Below are 23,414 nucleotides of genomic sequence, written 5' to 3'. Positions count from 1 at the left end.
GTTGAACCGGAGGTACACTTCCGAGTAAAATGGTATGGCGGCACACGCGTGAGAGTCCGGGAGGCTTGTGTAATCAGTTAGAGCATATGTAATATGCGGATCATTTGTACTAAAATGAAATGCTCATGTAGAAGTACATAACTGATATGAGAATTTTGCATGAATTCAATGAAATGAATGATGTGAAAAGCTGGATGTGTAAACTGCTATAACATGTACCGTGAAGAGAGGAAGATCAATAATGGAACAGGAAGTTCAACACCAGGACAATTCTGCCGAAGAGAAGGGCAGTCGATCCAAAAAAGCCAAAAATGAGATTGTCGAATGGCTCAAAGCGATTGTGATCGCATTGGTGCTCGTTATTTTAATTCGATGGTTATTATTCAAACCGTTTGTCGTGGACGGACCTTCCATGCAGCCGAATTTCCATACAGGTGAACGTGTCATCGTGAATGAAATCCTGTACGATATCCGGGAACCACAGCGCGGAGAGGTTATCGTATTCCATGTTCCTTCTGAGGGACGTGATTTCATCAAACGTGTCATTGCTGTAGCGGGTGATACTGTGCAGGTGAGTGGGGATACGGTTATGGTAAACGGGGAGAAAGTGAATGAGACATACATTCAGGGAGCGATTGACGCAGCCGAAGCGAATGGCGGAACCTATAATGTGAAGGACTTCCCGAATGAGCAATTCCCGGATGGCAAGGTACCGGAAGGCCATGTATTTGTAATGGGTGATAATCGTCCGAACAGTACGGATAGCCGAATGATTGGATACGTGTCTCTAGAAGATATCGTAGGACGTGCAGATGTTATTTTCTGGCCGATCGGTGATATCAAGTGGATTAACCACTAATCAAGTTCAGGATATATAAGCTAAATATATCGTTTACTCCATACCAGAGAGGGCAAAATAAGAATGGGGATACCCGTGACCGGAAACGTGTTTTGCCAATGAAGGGACCAAGTGAATTGTAGCTTTAGCTTATATATCATTAAATAATGAGGTGAAGACAAGGTGACGATACAATGGTTTCCAGGTCACATGACCCGGGCCAGACGCCAGATTCAGGATAAGTTAAAGCTGATTGACGTGGTCATCGAACTGCTGGATGCCCGTCTGCCTGTCTCCAGCCGAAATCCGATGATTGATGAAATTTTACAGGGTAAGCCTCGCATGATTTTGTTAAACAAGTCTGATCTTGCGGATGCCAAGGTGACACAGGAATGGATTGCCCATTTCAAAAATGAAGGAATTACTGCGTTCCCTGTGGATGCATCCACAGGTACCAATGTAAAAGACATTCCGGCACAGGCCCGGTTGCTGCTCAAAGAGAAAATTGACCGTCAGCTGGCAAAGGGGATTAACCCGCGTGCCGTTCGTGCACTCATTGTAGGTATTCCCAACGTAGGGAAATCCACATTGATTAACCGGCTTGCTGGACGAAATATTGCAGCGACGGGAGATCGTCCTGGTGTAACGAAGGGTCAACAATGGATTAAAGTAGGCAAAGAGATGGAACTGCTCGATACGCCAGGTATTTTGTGGCCCAAATTCGAGGATCAGAACGTAGGTTATCGTCTTGCGGTTACAGGAGCCATCAAGGAGGAAATCCTCAATGCTGAGGATATCGCCTTCTTTGCAATTAGCTACCTGATGCGTTACTACTGGGATGCTCTGGAGGAACGATACGAGCTTCAGGAGTTCTCCAAGGATGCAGATGATTCGGATAGCGTTATAGCCATCATGGAACAGGTTGGTCGTAAACGGGGCTGTATTGTTAGCGGTGGACGTGTGGACCTGGAAAAAGCATCGCGTGCTTTTCTGCGTGAATTGCGGGCAGGCAAGATGGGACGCTTCTCTATGGAAGCTCCATATTAAAACGGATTTGCATATGTAATATTGAGCCGAAAGAAGCGGCCGTTACCGGATTACCGGGAGCGGTCGCTTTTTCATTTTAGAAAAAAATAAGGAGTTTATGATAGAGCAGCGAATGTAAAAGCAGGGATGAAAGATGACCACAAATAGGAAAGGATGAGATTGTCTCGTGTATATATCTGAGGTGTAAAAATCGTGCTATGATGAGAGTTCAAGCAATTGGCCTGGTTGATCACAGGATATCTTCAATTTAAATCTTCAGATACCGATAAATGAAGAAACCAACTCTTATTATCATATGTGCATATCAGGGTGCTAATGAAGACGAAGTAATTTTTGCTAATCTGAAAAACAAAGAGCTAGAATCTGCGTCTATAACAGAGTACCACGTTCAGGGTGTGATCAAGAGATTAAGTGATTTACTTGGACTGAACATATTAGGGTGTCAAAAAAATGTAGGGCTTCCCCAAACGTACTCAGGGAAAAGAGACATTGATGACTTATAGAGAGAAACATGTTAAAGCTTGCGTGGGTAGAGGAGATGAAAGCAATGACTGAACATAATGAAATGAATGAACTGATACCAATGGAACCTTCTGAATCCAAGAAGAAAAAAGCAGAGATTGAACCTCGTGATCTGCTGATTCATGAGAGGGAGTATTGGGAGAGTGGTTTTGAGCGAATTGCAGGAATTGATGAGGTGGGCAGGGGATGTCTATTCGGAGATGTAGTGGCAGCTGCTGTCATATTGCCTCGTGATCTGATACTGGAAGGTGTTAATGATTCCAAAAAACTAACAGAGAAGAAGCGTGAAGCGCTGTATGACGTTATTATGGAAAAGGCTTTGTCCGTAGGTGTTGGTTTTGCGGATGCAGAAACGATTGATCGTCTCAATATTAAACAGGCCACTAGACTTGCAATGAAGCGTGCCGTGGAGGCCCTGAACGGTGTACCTGACTATCTATTGGTTGATGCCGAAAAAGTGGACGTAAATGTATCTCAGATCTCCATTATCAAAGGGGATGCCAACAGCCAGTCCATCGCAGCAGCATCCATCATTGCGAAGGTAACCCGCGATCGGCTCTGCAAGGAGGAATGGGAGACGTTATATCCAGAGTATGGTCTGTCGATACATAAGGGATATGCAACAAAGTTTCATCGCGAACAGATCATGGCTCTTGGAGCCACGCCGATGCACAGGCGGAGCTTTCTGGGCAATCTGCTCGGCGAGCAGCATACTTTATTTTAACCAAGACGTACAGGAAGGAGGGAGAGAACTGTGAATATTAGCTCCATGATTCGTGGTCTCCTGGGAGACAGCAAGCCGGGGAATGCCAAGCCGTTAGAGCTTAAGGAGGGTCAGGTTGTACGTGGATCTGTCGTAAGTGTCTCAGAGGATGGTGGAGAGGCAGTTCTGCAAATTCAGGGCGTACAAGTACGTGCCAAGCTCGAGACACCACTTCGCCCAGGAGAAACCACACTACTTCAAGTGCAGCCGCCTGGAGAGAATGGCGTGACCGTTATGAAGCCGCTGGCTGGCACGTTGTCTGAATTGCCGCAAGCATCGTTGAACAATCTGCTTCAAGAGGTAGGTTTGCCGGATACCAAGGGAAATCGGGAACTACTGCTTGCCATGCAGCGCAGTGGGTTGCCACTTACGAAGGATAATGTGGCCATGGTTCAAAGTATGATGACTGTCAAACCAGCTCAGATACCTGTGGAAGAGTGGGTGCAGGCAACGGGTATTGCTTTTCAGCGTGGTCTGCCGATTACGGCTGAAACGGTAAAAGGATTGCATCAGACGGTATTTGGTCCACCCCTTCATCAGCTGCTAAATGGGTTAACGGAGCAGCTGGAAACGTTTCTTGCTCAGAACGCGGGCAAAACCGTGGTGACGGGTGAACAGGCAGGTACATCCAAGCTACCAGCGTCGGGTAGTTTGCCTATAACAGCAGCCGGAGGGGAGCAAACGGATGATTCGGGCATGTCTCCGGCTGGAGGACGTCAGGCGGGAACCTCGGGCCAAACGGCACCATTGCCACAGGGTTCTTCAACAACACCGGCAGGAGTCGGTAATGTTCCGTTGTCCAACAAAGGCACAGCGGAAGCCGCTGCAGACCCACGAGGTTCTATACAGACCAACCAGAGCTCGGGGAATGCTGAGACTGCAATAAAATCTGGAGCCGGACAAGCGGAAACGGCCGGAAAATCAGGACAAGGCATTCAGGCAGGGACGGGAATCCCTGGAGAGAGCCAGCGTGCCACGGAAGCGGGCCGCCCGGGTATACCTGGGGCAGCAGCGGATGCAGCAGCTGGACGAGGGATTGCCGGCCAGCAGGAAGGAAGCGCGGCTGGGCGACCAGATGGCCGCGCGGAGACGCCCGCAGCTGCGAGTGCTTCGCCCGCTGCAGCGCAGACCGGGGCAGCAGCACCAACGGCGGCGCAACTGGCGCCGAAGCTGCTGGCCCTGCTGGACGCGCTGCGCAGCGCGTCCACTGCCGCACCGGCACAGCCTGGTGCGGCAGCACAGGCCGCCCCTGCACCTGCGGGCGGCCAGGCGGCTGCGGCTGCCGGAGGCGTGCCGCAGCCTGTACCAGCCGGCGCTGATGCGCAGCCGGCTGGGGGGAATGCGGCAGCACCTGCGGGCGCTGCCGCACAGCACGCGCCTGTCACCCACGAGGGTGACCCGTGGGTGGGGCGCGTGCTGAAGCTGCTCGGTGCAGAGCACGAGCAGCAGGCAGTGCACGGCGCGGCTGCGCAGGCGCGCGTGGGTGAAGCGGCGAGTCCGGGCACCGCGGACTCGCTGAAGGGCTTGCTGCTGCAGCTTGCCAGCAGCGACAGTGCCCCGGCGGCCCTGAAGGAAGCCGCCGGGCAGGCTGTGCAATATCTGACGGGTCAGCAGTTGTTGCTGACAACGGACCGGGGCTCTACCTTTGCCCAGATGCACTGGTTCATCCCGATTACCGGACCCAATGGAGAAGAAACGGCTTCTGTACAGATCCAATCCCGGCGTGGTCAGCGCGGTGAACTGGATGCATCCAATTGCAGGTTGTGGTTTGATCTGGATATGAAAAGTCTCGGACCAACACTGGTAGATGTGCATGTCGTCAACAATATTGTCAGCCTTCGGGTTCTCAACGATCGGGAGGGCATGGGTCCGCTTCTGGATAGCGGGCGAGAAGTGATTCAAGAGGCGCTGGATAAGCTGGGCTATCAATTACTAACCTTTAAGACAGAGCCCTGGCCAGTTGGCCAGGAACCAGGTGCTGAGCGTAAAGTAAATGCGTCCGACTTCAGCCCTGATCGTTACAAAGGGGTGGATATGCGAGTATGAAAGATGAGCCGCAGCCAGATCTTCTTTCCAAAAAGGCTGTTGCCTTAAAATATGTACCCGGCGAAAGTGAAGCGCCGGTCGTCGTGGCCAAAGGCCGCGGCAAAGTCGCGGAAGCTATCCTTGATAAAGCTAAGGAAAACGGTGTTCCTGTTCAGGAGGATGCTGCATTGGTGGAAGTTTTGTCCAAGCTTGACTTGGACGAGCAAATTCCTGCCGAACTGTATCAGCTGGTCGCTGAAGTGTTAACCTATATTTATCAGGCAGACCGGCTGGCATCCGGACGTGAGGGAGAGGATACATGGTGAGCCATCTACCTGGACCTCCTGGACATAACTTTACTCCCAAACTTACGCGTCAGCAAAAAGGCAAGTTGGGTGAAGAGGCGGCTTGCAGGTGGCTGCGTGAGCAAGATTATCATATTATTGAGCAAAACTGGCGTTGCCGCCGTGGTGAGATTGATATTATCGCTTCACATGGTGATTTGCTTGTCTTTGTTGAGGTACGAAGCCGTAGTGGAGCTGGAAAGTATGGTACACCGCAGGAATCGGTAGATCTCCGTAAGATGCAGCAGGTTCGTTCCACGGCAGCCATATACCTTCAACAATCAAGAGGGAAAGAATTACAAATTCGTTTTGATGTGGTTGCTGTGATGCTTGATCCGGCAGGTCAGATTGTAACTGTTGAGCACATTGAAAATGCGTTCTGAATTAATAAACTGAATCAGTTAAACATGGTGTTTTCTAAAATGAATGGATTCTCTCGTGAATTCAAATTTTAGAAACACCTTTTTTTGTGTGAAACATAGCCAATACTTATTCCATGGGCGTTCTTTGAATCTGAAGAACGGTTCGTTGTATAATCAAGAATGCAACCAAGCGTATTGCATTTTATTTATTATAAAAGTCCGTTAGCAGCGCAGTTGGAATTTACTGTGATGGAGAATTTTCAATAGGGAGGTAAGTTCAGTGACCAAATCTACAAATATTGATACAGTCAATGATGTAAGAAGTGCCATTCAAAATCGGCGTACCGTCAAAAAGTTTAAGAAAGATGCTGTGCCTACAGAACAAATTATCGAGCTGTTGGATACCGCTGTCTGGGCACCAAACCATAAATTGCGTGAGCCGTGGAGATTTTTGTTATTTACCGGAGACGGGCGGAAGAAGCTTGCAGATGCGATTGAGGCAGAGATGGGCGAAGATAACAAATTTTCAGCCAATGTTTTGCAGGTACCGTCGATCATGCTTGTGGTTCTGGAAGAGGATCCAAGACAAAATATATGGGATGAGGACTTTGCTGCAGTAAGTGCACTGGTACAGAACTTTATGCTGGCCGCATGGAGTGAAGATATTGGAACCTTTTGGGTAACAAAGCCTTTCCTGTATGCACCGAAATTCCGCAAACCACTGGGGATTCAGGCTGGTGAGAAAATTGTCGGTATGGTCTACATGGGTTATCCGGAGGTCATCCCTTCTGCGAAAGAACGCACACCGGCCAAAGACAAACTTACCCTTTTTGATTAAGTAAAATAGAATGCCCTGTCCGTGTATTAACCAATAAACCGTTCAAGGTCTCCTTTTCAATGAAACGAAGGAGATAACCTGAACGGTTTTTTTTAGTGTCGTCTTTAAAGTGAATTTATATATTATGAGCTGGGGCTGTTGAGGGTCTAAAACAAATTCAAATCCAACTGCCGATACTGAATCGCCTCAGCCACATGAGTAGTTAAAATTTCGCCGTCATGATCCAGATCGGCAATCGTTTGTGCCATCTTGATAATGCGATCGTGAGCACGCATGCTTAAGTTAAGGGCCTGCAGTGTGTGCTGGAGCAGATGGTCTGCTTCCGAGGGAAGACGTGCAGTTCGGCGGAGCAGTCTTCCGGATAACTGACTATTCCAACGCACAGAACTGTTGGCATAGCGCTTAGCCTGAATATGATGAGCATGGACAACTTTGGCTTGCATCTCGGCAGAAGTAGGGGAAGGTGCTGCCTTCCGCCATTCGCCAGGTGGAGGAACCTCGACTTGCAGATCTATCCGATCCAGCAAAGGGCCCGAGATTTTGGCCCGATAAGCTGCAACGCGGGAAGGGCTGCATATACAGCGCTGATCCTCGGATTGAGCGGACAAATACCCGCACGGGCAGGGATTCATGGAGCATGCAAGCATAAACTGTGCAGGAAACGTAAAAGCAGCTCTTGCCCGGCTTATGGTGACCGTATGATCCTCCAGCGGCTGCCGTAAAACTTCAAGCACTTGACGATGAAACTCAGGAAGCTCATCAAGGAACAGAATACCGCGGTGTGCAAGGCTGACTTCACCCGGCTTCGGAATACCGCTCCCACCGATGAGGCCGGAGGTGGATATCGTATGATGTGGTGACCGGAAGGGGCGTTCCGTAACCAAACCGTTGGACGTTTCTTTCAGTTTCCCTGCAGCACTTAGCACTTTGGTAACTTCCAGTGATTCTTCCTCTGATAACGGAGGGAGAATCGTGGGCAGACGTTTGATCAGCATCGTTTTGCCAGTCCCTGGTGGTCCCACGAGCAGTATATTATGCATCCCGGCTGCGGCAATCATCAGTGCACGCTTCACATGATGTTGGCCGAGAACGTCACTGTAGTCATCGCTTAATGAAGCCGGAATCTGTGTCTTGGCGTTGGTGTTGGAGAGACCCTGTTCATATACAGCAGGATGAATAAGGTGTGCAAAGTTATTCAAAACGACCGTTCCCGCTTTGGACAAGACCCCATCTTTCGTCTGGGAATCAGGCTTATCTGGCGCGATATCTCTTAAATGGCTGATACCATATACGTTAATACCGCTAATTAACGAAGCTTCTGCCAGATTCTCAACGGGGAGGAGAACGGAAGTGAAGCCTTGACGCTTGGCCAGATCCACCATGGCAAGTACACCAGGTACGGATCGAACCGAGCCATCCAATGCGAGTTCGCCGAGTAAAAGTGTTCTTTCCTGGGACGGCAGCACGAGCTGCCCACTTGTCATTAGCAAAGCTACGGCAATGGCAAGATCGAATGAAGAGCCTTCTTTACGCAGGTCAGCAGGGGCAAGATTAATCGTAATCCGTTGTAATGGATATTGATAACCGCAATTTTTTACAGCAGCACGAACACGCTCAACCGCTTCACGAATCGCCGAGTCCGGCAAGCCGATAATGGAAGTCTGGGGCAATCCATTGGACAAATCCGTTTCAACTTCGATTAATACCCCGTCAATTCCATATAAACATGCACTATATAATTTTCCATACATAATAAAAAGAAACACCTCACTTCGTACTTGGCTGCGCATAATGCGGGCCAGTGTGCGAATTAAGGTGCTTCCTCAGCTTCTAATAAGCATTGTATATAAAAGAAATCAGGGCGTCAACCTGTCTTCATCATCGCTGCAATTCTAACCCTGAATTCTGAATTTTTATCTATCCGCTCTCGTGGATATCATCAGAAAATCATTGTTTGGATAGGGTATATCGTTAATAATACAAACCATCTCAAAGTAGAGGGAATGAAACTGTTTTACAAATTTAATTAAAGTACGTTTAGTTCAACATCAATATTGCCGCGTGTTGCACGGGAGTATGGGCAGGCTTGATGAGCTGCTTCTACCAGCTTCTCAGCTGTAGCCTTGTCTACGCCTTTTGCAAGAACGTCAAGTGTTGCCGCGATGCCGAAGCCACCGTCTTCCACTTTTCCGAAATGAACTGTAGCTGTGACTTCAGTACCTTCTAGCTTGATTTTTTGCATGCGAGCAACCATATTTAGTGCACTATCAAAACAAGCCGCATAACCTGCTGCAAACAATTGCTCTGGGTTGGTACCTTCTCCACCTGCACCGCCCATTTCTTTCGGTGTCCGTACATCTAAACGAAGTTCGGGACTGGAGGATTCTACATAACCGTTACGTCCGCCAACTGCTTTTACCGTAGTTTCATACATTTTTTGTTGAATAGTCATCATGTCAATTCGCTCCTTTGTGCTTGCAATTATATTTTATACAATTTAATTTAGCACAATAAAATAGAAAAGTAAAATCCCTTGTGCTCAATTATTCTGTTTTTTTTCTAATTTGTGATAATATATATATAGAGAGTTTTTAGTATGTGTAGATAAGCATGCAAAAGGCAGGCTTAACACAGCGCTTTCTATAAGCAATTAAATGTAAAATAGGCAGGTGGGATTAATATTATGCAAACGGATGCTTTGAAGTTGGATAACCAATTATGCTTTGCCATATATGCTTGTTCACGTGAAATCACGAAGATGTACCAGCCATATCTCGAGGTACTGGGTGTCACCTACTCGCAGTATTTGGTCATGATGGTATTGTGGGAGCGAGAGGAATGCACGGTTAAAGAAATCGGAGAGGCACTCTACTTGGATTCGGGTACGTTGACACCGCTATTAAAACGCCTGCAGTCTGCCGGACTCATTCATCGTGAACGTTCAGCACAGGATGAGCGCAAAGTGCTTATTACGTTAACTGATTCAGGTAAGGAGCTTCGCAATAAGGCTCTGTCCATTCCGGATTCTATTCAGGGGGATGCTTGCCTGAGCAGTACGGAATTTGAATCGTTGCTTGGTCAGTTTAAAGGGCTTCTTCAGAAGGTACATGAGACGAATATGAAAGAAGCTAGAAAATAACCTGGAAATAATCTTGATATAACGAAAAGGAGAAACCTTAGACATATTAGTCTGAGGTTTTTTTCCATTAATATCCAAGCATTCACAATATGGGATGATATCCATATCAAAAAGCTGTCTATTAACCATTACTTTTTTAAGGAAAGCGTTTTAAAAACGTGTTACAATGAATTGGGTTTAAGTGAAAATAGTCAACAATTGTCTTTTGGTAGTCAACCAACCCGCCTTGTTGCAGTCATGTTGATAGGAGGATTCGAGAATGAATATCCATGAATATCAAGGAAAAGAAGTACTGAAACAGTATGGAGTTGCCGTTCCTAATGGGAAGGTTGCTTATACAGTCGATGAAGCGGTTGCGGCCGCAGAGGCACTGGGCAGTCCGGTGACTGTAGTCAAAGCGCAAATTCACGCAGGTGGCCGGGGAAAAGCCGGCGGCGTAAAGGTAGCGAAGAGCGCAGACGAAGTTAGAGCGTATGCTTCCGAAATTTTGGGAAAAGTACTGGTGACACATCAGACCGGACCGGAAGGCAAGGAAGTAAAACGTCTTTTGATCGAAGAGGGCTGCGATATCCGCAAAGAGTACTACGTGGGTGTTGTTGTTGACCGTGCAACGGGCCGTGTCGTGATGATGGCATCCGAAGAAGGCGGTACGGAGATCGAAGAAGTGGCCGAAGCTACTCCTGAGAAAATTTTCAAAGAAGTTATTGACCCTGCTATTGGATTACAAGTGTTCCAAGCACGTAAATTGGCCTACAGCATTAATATTCCGAATGAATTGGTGAACAAAGCAGTCAAATTCATGCTTGCATTGTACACTGCATTTGTGGAAAAAGATTGCTCCATTGCTGAGATCAACCCTCTTGTTGTTACTGGAGATGGAAACGTTATCGCGCTGGATGCGAAATTGAATTTTGATTCCAACGCATTGTTCCGTCATAAGGATATTTTGGAACTGCGCGACTTGGATGAAGAAGACGAAAAAGAAATCGAGGCTTCCAAATACGACCTCAGCTACATAGCACTTGATGGCAACATCGGCTGTATGGTTAACGGTGCGGGACTTGCGATGGCTACGATGGATATCATCAAATACTACGGCGGAGACCCGGCCAACTTCCTTGATGTTGGGGGCGGTGCAACAACGGAGAAAGTAACAGAAGCTTTTAAAATCATTCTGTCTGACGCCAAAGTTGCGGGCATCTTCGTTAACATTTTCGGCGGAATCATGCGCTGTGATGTCATTGCAAACGGTGTGGTTGAAGCAGCGAAGCAGCTTGGCCTCACAAAACCGCTGGTTGTTCGTCTTGAAGGAACGAATGTGGAGCTTGGCAAACAGATTTTGGGTGAATCCGGCCTGAATATTGTACCTGCTGATTCCATGGCCGACGGTGCACAAAAAATCGTTGCCCTCGTAAAATAAGTTCATTCCTGGGCCATTTATATCAATCCAATGAGCGGTTCGCAATCTTCATGAATTGGATCGGAATGCTTCAGTCCGTCTAATTCATGTTCCCGCTAGCGATGGAATCGAATGATATAAATTGCTTTCTTAGTGCCGGAGCTGTCCGGAACTTGAAAAATAACCGTAAGGATGTGAAGCAACGTGAGTATTTTGATCGATAAAAATACAAAAGTCATTACGCAAGGCATTACGGGTTCAACGGGAATGTTCCACACGAAGGGCGCATTGGATTACGGAACCCAGATGGTAGGCGGTGTTACACCAGGCAAAGGCGGGACCAATGTTGATATCACGCTGGAAGATGGCAAAGTCGTTAGTCTTCCGGTATTCAATACGGTACAAGAAGCGAAGGAAGCTACAGGTGCAACAGCGAGCGTTATCTATGTTCCACCAGCTTTCGCAGCGGATTCCATCATGGAAGCTGTTGACGCAGAGCTTGATCTTGTAATCTGTATTACAGAAGGTATCCCTGTCCTTGATATGGTGAAGGTAGACCGTTTCATGGAAGGCAAAAAGACTGTATTGATCGGACCGAACTGTCCTGGTGTTATTACACCGGGTGAATGTAAAATCGGGATCATGCCTGGCTATATCCATATGGCTGGACATGTTGGCGTCGTTTCCCGTAGTGGAACGCTCACCTATGAAGCTGTTCATCAATTGACTACACGTGGAATTGGACAGTCTTCAGCGGTAGGAATCGGGGGAGACCCGGTTAAAGGTTCCGAATTCATTGATATCCTCAAACGTTTCAATGAAGATCCTCAGACTCATGCTGTCATCATGATCGGGGAGATCGGTGGTACAGCAGAGGAAGACGCAGCAGAGTGGGTACGCGACAATATGACCAAACCGGTTGTTGGATTTATCGGTGGCGTTACTGCGCCTCCAGGCAAGCGGATGGGCCATGCTGGTGCCATTATCTCAGGAGGTAAAGGTACAGCCAAGGAAAAAATCGCGAAGCTTGAATCCTGCGGTATCAAAGTTGCGCCTACGCCTGCCGAGATGGGCTCCACTCTGGTAAGCGTACTGGAAGAGCGTGGTATTTTAAATTTGTGCACGACACATTAATTCTTTTCCATTATAATAGTAGAAACGGTGCGGAGATGTTATTACTCTGGTAACCGACTATTGTGATACGGAAAAGGTAAGCAACCTTTTGCCCATAAACTGGGTGAAGGGTTGCTTTTTTGCGTTGAATTACTTACCAAATGAGAGAGCTGAATTGCTCTCTGTAAAGTAAACGCTTGCATTCTGTCGTCACAACCTACACAATATGAGGGAAGTGTTCTTCCCGCTCGGGAGGTTTATAGAATGGAGAAAAGCTTGATTCTGTTTGGTTTGCATGAAATGGATGGTGTTGGGAAGAAAACGATCTCGAAATTAATGACAGGGGGGCATAACCTTCCGGATTTGCTTCATTATGACGAAGGAGATTGGATTCAAGCCGGGTTGCGTAAAGATCAGGCCGCTAGGCTTGTAAATACTTTCGATGCAGACTGGATTGAGCATAGGCGTGAAGCGGTTTATAAACAAGGAATTCAGGTTATTACCTATCTGGATGAAGATTACCCCATATTAATGAAGGAAACCGTTCAGGCACCTTGGGTTATGTACGGCCGTGGGGACATGAATTTGTTACATACAAAGGCAATTGCCATGGTAGGAACTCGAATGCCAACAGTATATGGTCGCAAAGTAGGCGAGAAACTGACGACAGAATTTTGTCATGCAGGGTTGACCATAGTAAGTGGTCTTGCCCGTGGTATTGATAGCACTTGTCATGAGGCCGCTCTTCGTGCAAAAGGTAAAACCATTGCCGTTTTTGGCACAGGAATTGATAAGATCTACCCACCTGAGAACAAAAAACTAGCTGAGCAAATTGCTGAAACGGGTCTATTGCTGTCGGAATATCCACCAGGCACACGTGCTCATCAAGGACTATTTCCGGAGCGTAATCGAATTATTGCCGGTTTGACACTTGGAACGCTGGTTGTAGAAGCGGATATTCGAAGCGGCTCTCTTATTACTTCAGATGCTGCGCTGGAGGCAGGGAGAGATGTCTTTGCTGTTCCGGGCCCCATTACATCACCCAAGAGTCGGGGGTCACATAATCTGATTCGTCAGGGGGCAAAATTGGTCACTTGCGCGGATGATCTGCTTGAAGAGTACCGAATGGACTTGCCAAATCCCGAACAACTTCCTTACAATAGAGGACGTTCCCCAGAAAAGGGGGAAGGTAATCATCCGGATATGTTTCCTAAGGTGAGTCTCTCATCTGATGAGAGAAGGATCATCTCACTACTGGAGCAGGACGAAAGATCTTTGGATCAACTTGTAGAACAGCTCGGTTGGGATTTTGGACATTTGCATTCAGTTCTGTTATCTTTAATCATAAAAAAACAGATTAGCCAATTACCTGGAACCAAATATGCAAGGGTATGACAATGCTGTGACCACGCGGCATGTGAAAATAGATTATTAACGGAAGTTATTTAATTGCTGACAAGGATGAAAAGGAACAAGCAGTTTCATGACTGAGAGGAGGATGAACCTATGGCGGATTCACTCGTAATCGTGGAGTCGCCCTCAAAGGCGAAGACAATCGGCAAATATTTAGGCAGCAAGTTCATCGTGAAGGCTTCGATGGGACATGTGCGCGATTTGCCGAAAAGTCAGATCGGCGTTGAGGTGGAAAATGATTTTAATCCGAAATATATTACGATCCGCGGCAAAGGTTCGATTTTGAAAGAACTGAAGGATGCACGAAAGAAAGTGAAAAAAGTGTACCTCGCAGCTGACCCGGATCGCGAAGGCGAGGCTATTGCATGGCACTTGGCTCATGCACTTGAACTGGATGACACGGAGGATTGCCGTGTTGTCTTCAACGAAATTACGAAGCAGGCAGTCAAGGATGCGTTCAAAACACCACGCAAGATTAACATGGACTTGGTTAATGCACAGCAGGCCAGACGAATTCTGGATCGGCTTGTCGGATATAAAATCAGTCCTTTATTATGGAAGAAAGTCAAAAAAGGATTGTCCGCTGGACGTGTACAGTCGGTGGCAGTCAAAATCATTTTGGATCGCGAAAATGAAATCGATGACTTTATTCCAGAAGAATACTGGAGCATTACGGCGAAGCTGACTGCTGACGGCAATCCATTTGAAGCGAAGTTCCATCAATTGAACGGTGCAAAAACTGAACTGGGAAGCGAAGCCGAAGTACAAGCTATTTTGAAACAAATTGAGAATGCGGATTTTACCGTCAAAGAAGTGAAAGAGAAAGAACGCAGCCGGAATCCATCCGCTCCGTTTACGACAAGTTCTTTGCAGCAGGAGGCTGCACGGAAATTGAATTTCAGGGCTTCCAAAACGATGTCGGTTGCTCAACAGCTCTATGAGGGCGTAGACCTCGGAAAAGAAGGCACAGTGGGTCTCATTACGTATATGCGTACAGACTCCACCCGGATTGCAGCATCAGCTCAGGAAGAAGCCAAAGAATATATTGTTGGCAAGTACGGTGAAGCTTTTGCACCTGAGACGCCAAGAAACTATTCCAAGAAGGCTGCCAATGCGCAGGATGCTCACGAAGCTATTCGTCCAACATCCATTTTGCGTGATCCGGATTCCATTAAATCATTTATGAGCCGTGATCAGTTCAGACTTTATAAACTGGTATGGGAGCGCTTCGTGGCTAGCCAGATGTCTTCTGCTGTCCTCGATACACTCTCTGTGGATATCGCAGCTGGAGATACCATTTTCCGTGCAGCAGGCTCCAAGGTTCGTTTTCAGGGCTTCATGAAGGTCTATGTGGAAGGAAACGATGATGGTACTACGGAAGAAGATCGTTTGCTGCCTCCACTAAAAAATGGTGATCGGTTAGAGAAGCAGGAGATTGAACCGAAACAGCACTTCACTCAACCGCCGCCCCGATATACGGAAGCAAGACTTGTACGTACGCTGGAAGAGCTGGGCATAGGGCGTCCAAGTACATATGCACCAACCCTGGAAACCATTCAGAAGCGTGGATATGTGGCAATCGAAGAGAAAAAATTCATGCCGACCGAGCTTGGAGAACTGGTCATCGAGCAGATGGAGGAGTTCTTCCCTGAAATTCTGAATGTAGAGTTCACTGCCAATATGGAAGGTGATCTTGACCATGTGGAAGAAGGCTCGGAAGACTGGGTCAAAGTTCTTGCTGAATTTTACGAATCATTTGAGAAAAGACTCGAATTCGCAGAAGAAGAAATGAAAGAGATTGAGATTGAAGATGAGGTCTCGGACGAAATCTGCGAAAAATGCGGCAAGCCGCTTGTGTATAAACTGGGTCGGTTCGGCAAGTTTCTTGCGTGCTCCGGATTTCCGGACTGCCGGAACACCAAACCGATTATTAAGGATATTGGCGTAACTTGTCCGAAATGTAAGGAAGGACATGTGGTTGAACGTCGTAGTAAAAAAGGACGTATCTTCTATGGCTGCGACAAGTATCCAGAGTGTGATTTCGTATCGTGGGATAAACCGTCGGCCAAACCTTGTCCAAGTTGTGGTTCTCTCATGGTTGAGAAACGAAACAAGCAGGGGACGCGTTTGCAATGTACATCCTGTGACCATCAGGAACCGGTAGAGGAACCGGAAGAAGAAACAGCGGATTAGCATATATGGGGGTAAATGATTTTGACGAATGAACAAGTAGTAACGGTAATTGGTGCCGGGCTGGCAGGAACTGAAGCAGCTTGGCAAATTGCAAGTCGCGGTGTACGTGTGAAGCTATATGAGATGAGACCGGTTGTAAAAACACCGGCTCATCATACTGATAAATTTGCAGAACTGGTTTGCAGCAATTCGCTGCGTGCCAACGGTTTGACTAATGCAGTTGGTGTGCTGAAAGAAGAAATGAGAATGCTGAACTCCCTGGTACTGGGTGCAGCCGATCGAAATGCAGTTCCAGCGGGAGGAGCACTTGCTGTTGACCGCGATGGATTCTCGGGAGAGATTACTTCCACTCTTCATCAGCATCCACTCATCGAGGTGGTCAACGAAGAACTGACCTCCTTGCCAGAGGATGGTATCGTTGTTGTTGCTACCGGTCCACTGACTTCGCCAGCATTATCCGAACAAATCAAGGCACTGATGGGCGAGGAATACTTCTATTTCTACGACGCAGCTGCTCCGATTATTGAAAAAGACTCTATTGACATGAACAAGGTGTACCTTGCTTCCCGTTATGATAAAGGGGAGGCAGCTTACCTGAACTGTCCGATGACAGAAGAAGAGTTTGATATCTTCTATGATGCTCTGATTACGGCAGAGGTTGCCCAATTAAAAGAGTTTGAAAAGGAAATTTACTTCGAAGGCTGCATGCCGATTGAAGTCATGATGAAGCGAGGAAAACAAACGGCTCTGTTTGGTCCGATGAAACCTGTTGGTCTCATTAACCCGCATACAGGGGAGCTGCCACACGCAGTAGTACAGCTCAGACAGGATAACGCAGCAGGAACGCTGTATAACCTGGTTGGATTCCAGACACATCTGAAATGGGGAGAGCAGAAACGGGTATTCTCGCTAATCCCTGGCCTGGAAAATGCGGAGTTTGTACGTTATGGTGTTATGCACCGCAATACGTTCATTAATTCTCCAAAATTGCTGCGTCCGACGTATCAATTCAAGGAACGTCCAAATCTGTTCTTTGCAGGACAAATGACAGGTGTTGAAGGGTATGTTGAATCTGCTGCTTCTGGTCTGATTGCGGGTATGAATGCAGCCAAAGCGGCACTTGGACAGGAACTTGTAGTGTTGCCTGTAGAGACAACGCTGGGCAGTATGGCACAGTATATTACTACGGCTGACTTCAAACACTTCCAACCGATGAATGCAAACTTTGGCTTGCTGCCGAAACTGGAAACGAAGATCCGTAACAAAAAAGAAAAAAATGAAGCTCTTGCACAGCGCGCATTGGATGGTATTGCCCGTTTTGCAGCTGCAGAAGGTCTAACCGTTCCGGGACGCGTATAAATTAGTTTCGTGGGAGGAGGCTGAATCATGGATATGTCATTTCATGCTACAACGATCTGTGCAGTTCGTCATAATGGCAAGGCAGCGATTGCCGGAGATGGTCAGGTGACTATGGGGCAAAGCGTTGTGATGAAAAATACGGCCAAAAAAGTAAGACGTCTATACCGCGGACAGGTTGTAGCTGGTTTTGCCGGTTCAGTAGCGGATGCCATTACACTATTCGAAAAGTTTGAGGGTAAGCTGGAAGAGCATCATGGCAATCTGCAGCGTGCCGCGGTGGAGCTTGCCAAGGACTGGCGGCAGGATCGCATTTTGCGCAAGCTTGAAGCACTTCTTATCGTTATGGATAAGACAGGGATGCTGCTCATCTCTGGTGGAGGCGAAATCATTGAGCCGGATGACGATGTCATTGCGATCGGTTCTGGTGGGAACTTCGCTCTGTCTGCTGCACGTGCATTGAAACGTCATGCAACAAACCTGGAAGCCAAAGACATTGCCCGTGAGTCATTGCAGGTGGCAGCAGAGTTATGTGTGTATACCAACAATAATATCATTGTAGAAGAACTGTAATATAACCCCGCAAACTGAAACATAGAGCATGGCCGTTAGGGCTATTCCTATCAATTTGCGGGGTTATCCCTAATTTTGATAACATATTTCTATGCAGGATTTTAAGTAGACTGGTAGGAGGGAAGCGAAATGCAAACACAAGCGTTAACACCAAGACAAATCGTTGCAGAGCTTGATAAGTATATTGTGGGTCAGAAACAGGCCAAAAAATCGGTGGCTGTTGCCTTGCGCAATCGATATCGCCGAAGCCTTTTGCCAGAGCATACGCAGGATGATATTGTACCTAAAAACATATTAATGATCGGACCGACAGGTGTTGGTAAAACGGAAATTGCCCGCCGTCTCGCTAAACTGGTGGGAGCCCCTTTTGTAAAGGTAGAGGCAACGAAATTTACGGAAGTGGGTTATGTTGGTCGTGATGTTGAATCCATGATCCGTGACCTGATTGAAACGTCCATGCGGATGGTTAAGCTGGAACGGACCGAAAAGGTAAAAGACAAGGCTGAAGAAGCTGCCAATGAACGCATCGTACATATTCTGGCTCCTTCCCAATCCAAGTCCAAAAATCAACGTAACCCGTTTGAAATGATATTTGGCAATAACGGAAACAATACGCCTGAGCAGGAAGAACCAGAGCCGGACACCAATGTCGCAGAGCGACGTCGCAAGATCAAATTCGACTTGTTATCCGGTAAGCTGGAAGAAGACATTATCGAGATTGATGTTGAGGATACAGCTCCGAATATGATGGATATGTTTGCAGGGCAGGGAAATGACCAGATGGGCATGAATATGCAGGAGATGTTTGGAAGCCTGCTGCCGCGACGCACCAAAAAACGCAAGCTGGCGATCAAAGAAGCTCGTAAAGTGCTGATCCAGGAAGAAGCAAGCAAGCTGATCGACATGGATGACGTTACACAAGAGTCCATTCGCAGAGCTGAACAGACGGGTATCATTTTTATTGACGAAATCGACAAGGTGGCCAGCCAGGGACGCGGCAGCGGCCCGGATGTATCTCGTGAAGGGGTGCAGCGGGACATTTTGCCTATCGTGGAAGGTTCTACTGTGATGACCAAGTACGGACCTGTCAAAACCGATTATATTCTGTTTATGGCGGCTGGAGCATTCCATGTGGCTAAACCTTCGGATCTGATCCCAGAGCTTCAAGGACGCTTTCCAATTCGGGTTGAGTTGAATAGCTTATCTCTGGAGGAGTTCGTATCTATCTTGACAGAACCTCAAAATGCGTTGACTAAACAATATGTCGACTTGCTGCGGACTGAAAATATTGAAATCGAATTCTCGGATGAGGCCATTCGTGAGATTGCCAAGCTTGCTGAATCCGTAAACCAAAATACGGAGAATATTGGCGCTAGGCGTCTGCATACTATTCTTGAGAAACTCCTTGAGGATTTGTCCTATGAGGCACCTGAGCTCACGCTGGAGCGAATGGTCATTACTCCAGAGTATGTACGCGAGAAACTGAACGATATTGCACAGGATCGTGACCTGAGTCAATATATTCTGTAATAAGACTTTCTTAATAAACAGAAGCAATATATAATATTGAAGTTTAATGGTGGTATTCACTGTTTAATAGAAATAAGACGAACTACTGTTGAAGGAATAATCCTGATCGGTTGGTGATTGCTTATCTTTATGGCAGATGGATGCTGCCTTTTTTTGTTCCTGACTAATGGATTTCCAGAGAAAAGCCGATAAAAAGATTGAAGTTACATTTAGAGTAGTAAAAAATAGGACTTGTGCCGCAGGTGTCTGGATCCGGTGGCGTAAGAATCTGAAAAATATCATGTTTGTGGGTGGAACGTCTTCCAATATAAGGTTGTCTGTTTTATCCAAGTCTGGTTATCGGTTTAATTACATTGCCGACAAAACTTGCGCAAATGCGCAAAAAGTCGATCGGAGTAATACGCTGATGTAGTAAAATATTTTCGTTGACTACCAGGTGTAACCGGATTTTTAATTGTTAAGAAAGTGTTGTGTTATATCAGAGTAAACAAGTAAAGCAAGAAGGCTAGCTTGTCCATTATATAATGTATTGAATGTTTCCTTCTAAAGTTATGATGATTAAAAACCTTGTTGCAACGGCAAATATTGCTAACACAATTAAGAGAAATTTTCCCAATTGTAGATGAAGTTGATGAAGTGACGGCAGGAATAAGATGGAAGTGCCTGCTATAAATTTTAAGAATGTTTAAGTGTGTGTTTTGTAGATGTGAACTCCAATTTGTTTTGGGCCTCAACATTTGCGAAAAAATTCATAATTTGCAGAAAATACACAAAAAGCCCTCTCTTTCAGAAAAGATAGGGCTTTTTTCTTATTGTAATAAATGCCAATCTCGAAGAAACTTATGTTATACGACAACATCAGAGTTAATTCTACTTAAGTCCTAGAAAAACGTGAAAAGGCGAATGTTTTTGTCGAAAAACATAAGCAAATTTAAGGGAAAAAGATTGAATCTTTTTCCATAATTTCTAAGGAGAGGAGGGAAATCGTGAATCTTTTGAATGATATTAGCTTTAAAAGATTACAAGGTGCACTCGATGCGTCCAACACTAGACAACAAACAATTGCAGACAACATTGCGAATGCGGACACCCCGTACTACAAGCGTTCTGACGTATCTTTTGAAGAGATTTTAAGGCAGCAAACGGATGGAGATATGCCAGTTCTTAAGGGAAAAGTAACGGACTCAAGGCATTTTGTCATAGGACCTTCCTCTTCCGTTCCTACACCTGTAGTAACAATGGATCATTCGACATCCATGAATAATAACCAGAATAATGTCGATATCGACAAAGAAATGAGTCTTCTGGCGGAGAACCAGTTGCGTTACAACGCTTATATTCAACAAGTGAATGAACAGATTAAAATGATGCGTGTTGGAGTGGAAGGGAGATAACTTAGGTGAATATCAGTAACAGTTTTAACATTAGCTCCTCGGCCCTGACAGCCCAACGTTTGAGGATGGACGTAATATCTTCAAACATCGCTAATGCTGAGACGACTCGCGCCAGTGTATCGAATGGTGAAGCCGTTCCCTACAAAAGAAAAATGGTAGTTCTCGAACCAAACAAAGCTTCGTTTAGCAGTATCCTGCAAAATCAGATGGGGGGTAAGTCCTCGGGTGAGGGAGTTAGAGTATCAGAGATTCGTGAAGATCAGTCTCCTCTGAAACCTGTATATGATCCTTCTCATCCTGATGCCAACGCTGAAGGGTATGTGTATATGCCAAATGTGGATATTGCGAAAGAGATGGTTGACATGATATCAGCTTCTCGGTCCTACGAGGCAAACGTAACAGCGCTAAATTCAACCAAAGCAATGATAACAAAAGCTTTAGAGATCGGAAGATAGATTACGGTAATGTCAATGAGGTTTTAACATGAATAATGGGATAAAGGGGAGACATTGATGATTCAGAACAACATGTTTAACACACAGGTAGTTCAACCGTTGCAGATGCAAAATGCTTCCGTTAGCAAAACATCAACACCAGCCGAAACCATTCAGAGCTTCGGTACATACTTACAAGAGGCATTAGGGTCCGTGGCAACGCAGGAGACTCAGGCACATGAAATGTCCAATCAATTTCTATTGGGGAATGTGAACGTGGATCAGGTAATGATCGCTTCAGAACAGGCCCTGTTGAGTCTGCAACTCACGTCGCAAGTCCGAAACAAAGTAGTCGAAGCGTATCAAGAGATTATGCGTACGCAAATGTAAAAAGAGCATGATTGCGCTTCGATAACAGCGCTGATCATTACAACAAGCAGCTGCGATGCTGCTCCTGAGGCAGATCTCGTACTTTAGTAATAGAAGTACTTTGATGGCTCGGGACAGACTAAGCAAAGTTTCGGATGGGGTGACAGAGTGAATGAGAGAATCGCCCAGTACAGGGATAAAGTAACCCAGTATTGGAATAGCTTCAGCAAAAAACAGAAAGTTTTACTGGTTTCCACCTTTTTATTTTTAATTCTGGCAGCGGTTGTACTAACTATGCAGCTGTCCAAAACAGAATATGAAGTGGCATTTACTGATTTGAATTCCAGTGATTCAGCAGGAGTCATTAACTACCTGGATTCATCCAATATCCCCTACAAATTAAGCGCAGACGGGAAAACCATATCGGTACCAAGCACGGATGTTGCGCTTGCAAAAGTCAACATAGGATCACAAGGAATTATTCAGAATGGTTCATTGGGATATAAATCATTCGAGGAGTCTTCATCGCCGATCGGGATGACAGACAAAGAATTCGATGTTAAATACAACAATGCCATTAACGGAGAAGTCGAACAGTTACTCCAGCGCATGCAAGGCATTCAAGATGCAAAAGTCTTGGTCAATATGCCGAAAGATAATATCTTTGCCGGCCTGGAAGAGCAAGACAAAGCATCCGCTTCCGTAGCATTGCAGTTTAAACCAGGATACCACCCGAATCAGGCAGCAGTGGATGGATATTTTAACTTGGTGAAAACCGCTATTCCCAACCTGCCGATTGAAAATATTACGATCACCAACACGGATGAAGCCGAGTTGATTCCAACTGCCCGTGGAGGCAGTGGTGGATTATCTTCCGAAGTCCAGGAAAACATGGCTTTGCAGAAGAAGTTCGAAAATGACGTACGCAACAATGTAAAACAGTTTCTGTCTCAAATCGTAGGCGAAGACAAAGTTAATGTACTCGTTGCTTCCAAGCTTAACTTCGATAAAGTGACAAGCAAAGAGAATCTGGTTACACCTGTTGATGAAGAGAACATGAAGGGCATCGAGATCAGTGTCCAGGAGATTCAAAAGAGTTATACAGGTGCGAGTACTCCAACAGGCGGTGTCGCAGGTACCGGTCAAGAAGAAGTTCCTGGGTATCCTTCAGCAGATGCAACGGGGAATTCAACTTCTGAGGAATCATCAAGCACTGTAAACTACGAAGTCAATCGAATTGCCAAAGATATCATTTCTAGTCCTTATACTGTAAAAGATTTAACCATTAACGTAGCCGTTGAACCACCTGAAGGACAAACAGAATTACAACAACCTGTCCAGGATGCAATTGAGAATATTTTGGTGAACATCGTTCGAGCTTCACTTGCAGATTCAGGTGATGTAATTACAGACGCTGATCTGACCAAGAAAGTTTCGGTTATATCCCAAGGTTTCCAGACTGCAGCCGCTGCAGAAACAGGATTCCAGCTATCAACAGGTATGATGTGGGGCGTAGGAGCATTGGTGGCCGCGTTAATCGCAGCAGTCGTTATCCTCCTCGTACGCCGTCGACGCAAACAAAACGAAGAGGAAGAAGAAGATATTCCTCTCCCAGTAGCAACAGAGTTCCCGTCCATTACGTTGGACAGTGTAACGAACGAAAGTCAAGTGCGCAAACAATTGGAGAGTTTGGCGAAGAAAAAGCCAGACGAATTCGTCAATCTGCTGCGTACGTGGCTGGCTGACGAATAGAGGTGAACGC

The 23,414-nt window shown here is 46.3% G+C and carries 21 protein-coding genes; 19 read left to right on the top strand and 2 right to left on the bottom strand.

All coding sequences use genetic code 11. The annotated features are described in order from the left end of the window. The first annotated feature begins 241 nt into the window (after window positions 1-241). The 7 genes from lepB (at window position 242) to ABIC22_RS28390 (ending at window position 6,739) form a co-directional block, all read left to right on the top strand. Window positions 242-859, top strand: a complete 618-nt coding sequence (gene lepB, locus ABIC22_RS28420) for a signal peptidase I (RefSeq protein WP_095358707.1) — start codon at window positions 242-244, stop codon at window positions 857-859. 162 nt (window positions 860-1,021) lie between these two features. Continuing rightward, entirely contained in the window at window positions 1,022-1,885 is an 864-nt protein-coding gene (gene ylqF / locus ABIC22_RS28415; RefSeq protein ID WP_095287850.1) for a ribosome biogenesis GTPase YlqF, read from the top strand. A 547-nt stretch (window positions 1,886-2,432) separates the two neighbouring features. After that, window positions 2,433-3,131: a ribonuclease HII gene (locus ABIC22_RS28410; protein ID WP_483312569.1), complete on the top strand. Its 699-nt coding sequence runs from the start codon at window positions 2,433-2,435 to the stop codon at window positions 3,129-3,131. A 30-nt stretch (window positions 3,132-3,161) separates the two neighbouring features. Then, window positions 3,162-5,216 carry a DNA ligase gene (locus ABIC22_RS28405; protein WP_354485422.1) on the top strand — a complete coding sequence of 685 codons (2,055 nt, stop codon included), beginning with the start codon at window positions 3,162-3,164 and terminating at the stop codon, window positions 5,214-5,216. After that, entirely contained in the window at window positions 5,213-5,521 is a 309-nt protein-coding gene (locus ABIC22_RS28400; RefSeq protein ID WP_127536274.1) for an EscU/YscU/HrcU family type III secretion system export apparatus switch protein, read from the top strand. Before ABIC22_RS28405 ends, ABIC22_RS28400 begins: the two co-directional genes overlap by 4 nt. After that, window positions 5,515-5,922, top strand: coding sequence for a YraN family protein (locus ABIC22_RS28395; RefSeq protein WP_354485420.1), 408 nt, complete (start codon window positions 5,515-5,517; stop codon window positions 5,920-5,922). Before ABIC22_RS28400 ends, ABIC22_RS28395 begins: the two co-directional genes overlap by 7 nt. A gap of 259 nt (window positions 5,923-6,181) precedes the next feature. After that, on the top strand, window positions 6,182-6,739 hold the full coding sequence (locus tag ABIC22_RS28390; RefSeq protein ID WP_127536272.1) for a nitroreductase family protein: 558 nt from the start codon (window positions 6,182-6,184) through the stop codon (window positions 6,737-6,739). A 146-nt stretch (window positions 6,740-6,885) separates the two neighbouring features. Here the strand turns inward: ABIC22_RS28390 and ABIC22_RS28385 are convergent, their stop codons facing one another. Then, entirely contained in the window at window positions 6,886-8,490 is a 1,605-nt protein-coding gene (locus ABIC22_RS28385) for a YifB family Mg chelatase-like AAA ATPase (protein WP_354485417.1), read from the bottom strand. Window positions 8,491-8,765: 275 nt separating this feature from the next. Continuing rightward, entirely contained in the window at window positions 8,766-9,194 is a 429-nt protein-coding gene (locus ABIC22_RS28380) for an organic hydroperoxide resistance protein (RefSeq protein ID WP_095287845.1), read from the bottom strand. Between the two features lie 228 nt (window positions 9,195-9,422). On the opposite strand from ABIC22_RS28380, the gene ABIC22_RS28375 reads away from it, so the two are divergent. The 12 genes from ABIC22_RS28375 (at window position 9,423) to fliF (ending at window position 23,404) form a co-directional block, all read left to right on the top strand. After that, window positions 9,423-9,878 carry a MarR family winged helix-turn-helix transcriptional regulator gene (locus tag ABIC22_RS28375; protein WP_095287844.1) on the top strand — a complete coding sequence of 152 codons (456 nt, stop codon included), beginning with the start codon at window positions 9,423-9,425 and terminating at the stop codon, window positions 9,876-9,878. Between the two features lie 259 nt (window positions 9,879-10,137). Beyond that, window positions 10,138-11,298, top strand: coding sequence for an ADP-forming succinate--CoA ligase subunit beta (gene sucC, locus ABIC22_RS28370; protein WP_095287843.1), 1,161 nt, complete (start codon window positions 10,138-10,140; stop codon window positions 11,296-11,298). Window positions 11,299-11,481: 183 nt separating this feature from the next. Next, on the top strand, window positions 11,482-12,411 hold the full coding sequence (gene sucD / locus ABIC22_RS28365) for a succinate--CoA ligase subunit alpha (RefSeq protein WP_095287842.1): 930 nt from the start codon (window positions 11,482-11,484) through the stop codon (window positions 12,409-12,411). A gap of 243 nt (window positions 12,412-12,654) precedes the next feature. After that, window positions 12,655-13,785 carry a DNA-processing protein DprA gene (dprA, locus tag ABIC22_RS28360; RefSeq protein ID WP_354485414.1) on the top strand — a complete coding sequence of 377 codons (1,131 nt, stop codon included), beginning with the start codon at window positions 12,655-12,657 and terminating at the stop codon, window positions 13,783-13,785. Between the two features lie 111 nt (window positions 13,786-13,896). Then, window positions 13,897-15,996: a type I DNA topoisomerase gene (gene topA / locus ABIC22_RS28355; protein ID WP_154893594.1), complete on the top strand. Its 2,100-nt coding sequence runs from the start codon at window positions 13,897-13,899 to the stop codon at window positions 15,994-15,996. A 15-nt stretch (window positions 15,997-16,011) separates the two neighbouring features. Continuing rightward, a complete protein-coding gene (gene trmFO / locus ABIC22_RS28350; protein ID WP_371859911.1) occupies window positions 16,012-17,355 on the top strand; it encodes an FADH(2)-oxidizing methylenetetrahydrofolate--tRNA-(uracil(54)-C(5))-methyltransferase TrmFO in 1,344 nt (447 codons plus the stop codon). A gap of 27 nt (window positions 17,356-17,382) precedes the next feature. Beyond that, window positions 17,383-17,925: an ATP-dependent protease subunit HslV gene (gene hslV / locus ABIC22_RS28345; RefSeq protein ID WP_095287838.1), complete on the top strand. Its 543-nt coding sequence runs from the start codon at window positions 17,383-17,385 to the stop codon at window positions 17,923-17,925. Between the two features lie 129 nt (window positions 17,926-18,054). After that, window positions 18,055-19,455 carry an ATP-dependent protease ATPase subunit HslU gene (hslU, locus tag ABIC22_RS28340; protein ID WP_095287837.1) on the top strand — a complete coding sequence of 467 codons (1,401 nt, stop codon included), beginning with the start codon at window positions 18,055-18,057 and terminating at the stop codon, window positions 19,453-19,455. Between the two features lie 986 nt (window positions 19,456-20,441). Beyond that, complete coding sequence (gene flgB, locus ABIC22_RS28335) at window positions 20,442-20,849, top strand: flagellar basal body rod protein FlgB (RefSeq protein ID WP_127536268.1); 408 nt, start codon at window positions 20,442-20,444, stop codon at window positions 20,847-20,849. 5 nt (window positions 20,850-20,854) lie between these two features. Next, window positions 20,855-21,304, top strand: a complete 450-nt coding sequence (gene flgC / locus ABIC22_RS28330; RefSeq protein ID WP_127536267.1) for a flagellar basal body rod protein FlgC — start codon at window positions 20,855-20,857, stop codon at window positions 21,302-21,304. A gap of 57 nt (window positions 21,305-21,361) precedes the next feature. Further along, entirely contained in the window at window positions 21,362-21,673 is a 312-nt protein-coding gene (gene fliE / locus ABIC22_RS28325) for a flagellar hook-basal body complex protein FliE (protein WP_127536266.1), read from the top strand. A 147-nt stretch (window positions 21,674-21,820) separates the two neighbouring features. Then, a complete protein-coding gene (fliF, locus tag ABIC22_RS28320) occupies window positions 21,821-23,404 on the top strand; it encodes a flagellar basal-body MS-ring/collar protein FliF (RefSeq protein WP_127536265.1) in 1,584 nt (527 codons plus the stop codon). The last annotated feature ends 10 nt before the right edge of the window (window positions 23,405-23,414 follow it).

This window comes from Paenibacillus sp. PvP094, from assembly GCF_040546835.1.
GTDB lineage: Bacteria > Bacillota > Bacilli > Paenibacillales > Paenibacillaceae > Paenibacillus > Paenibacillus illinoisensis.
This window is presented reverse-complemented; position numbering and strand designations above follow the sequence as displayed.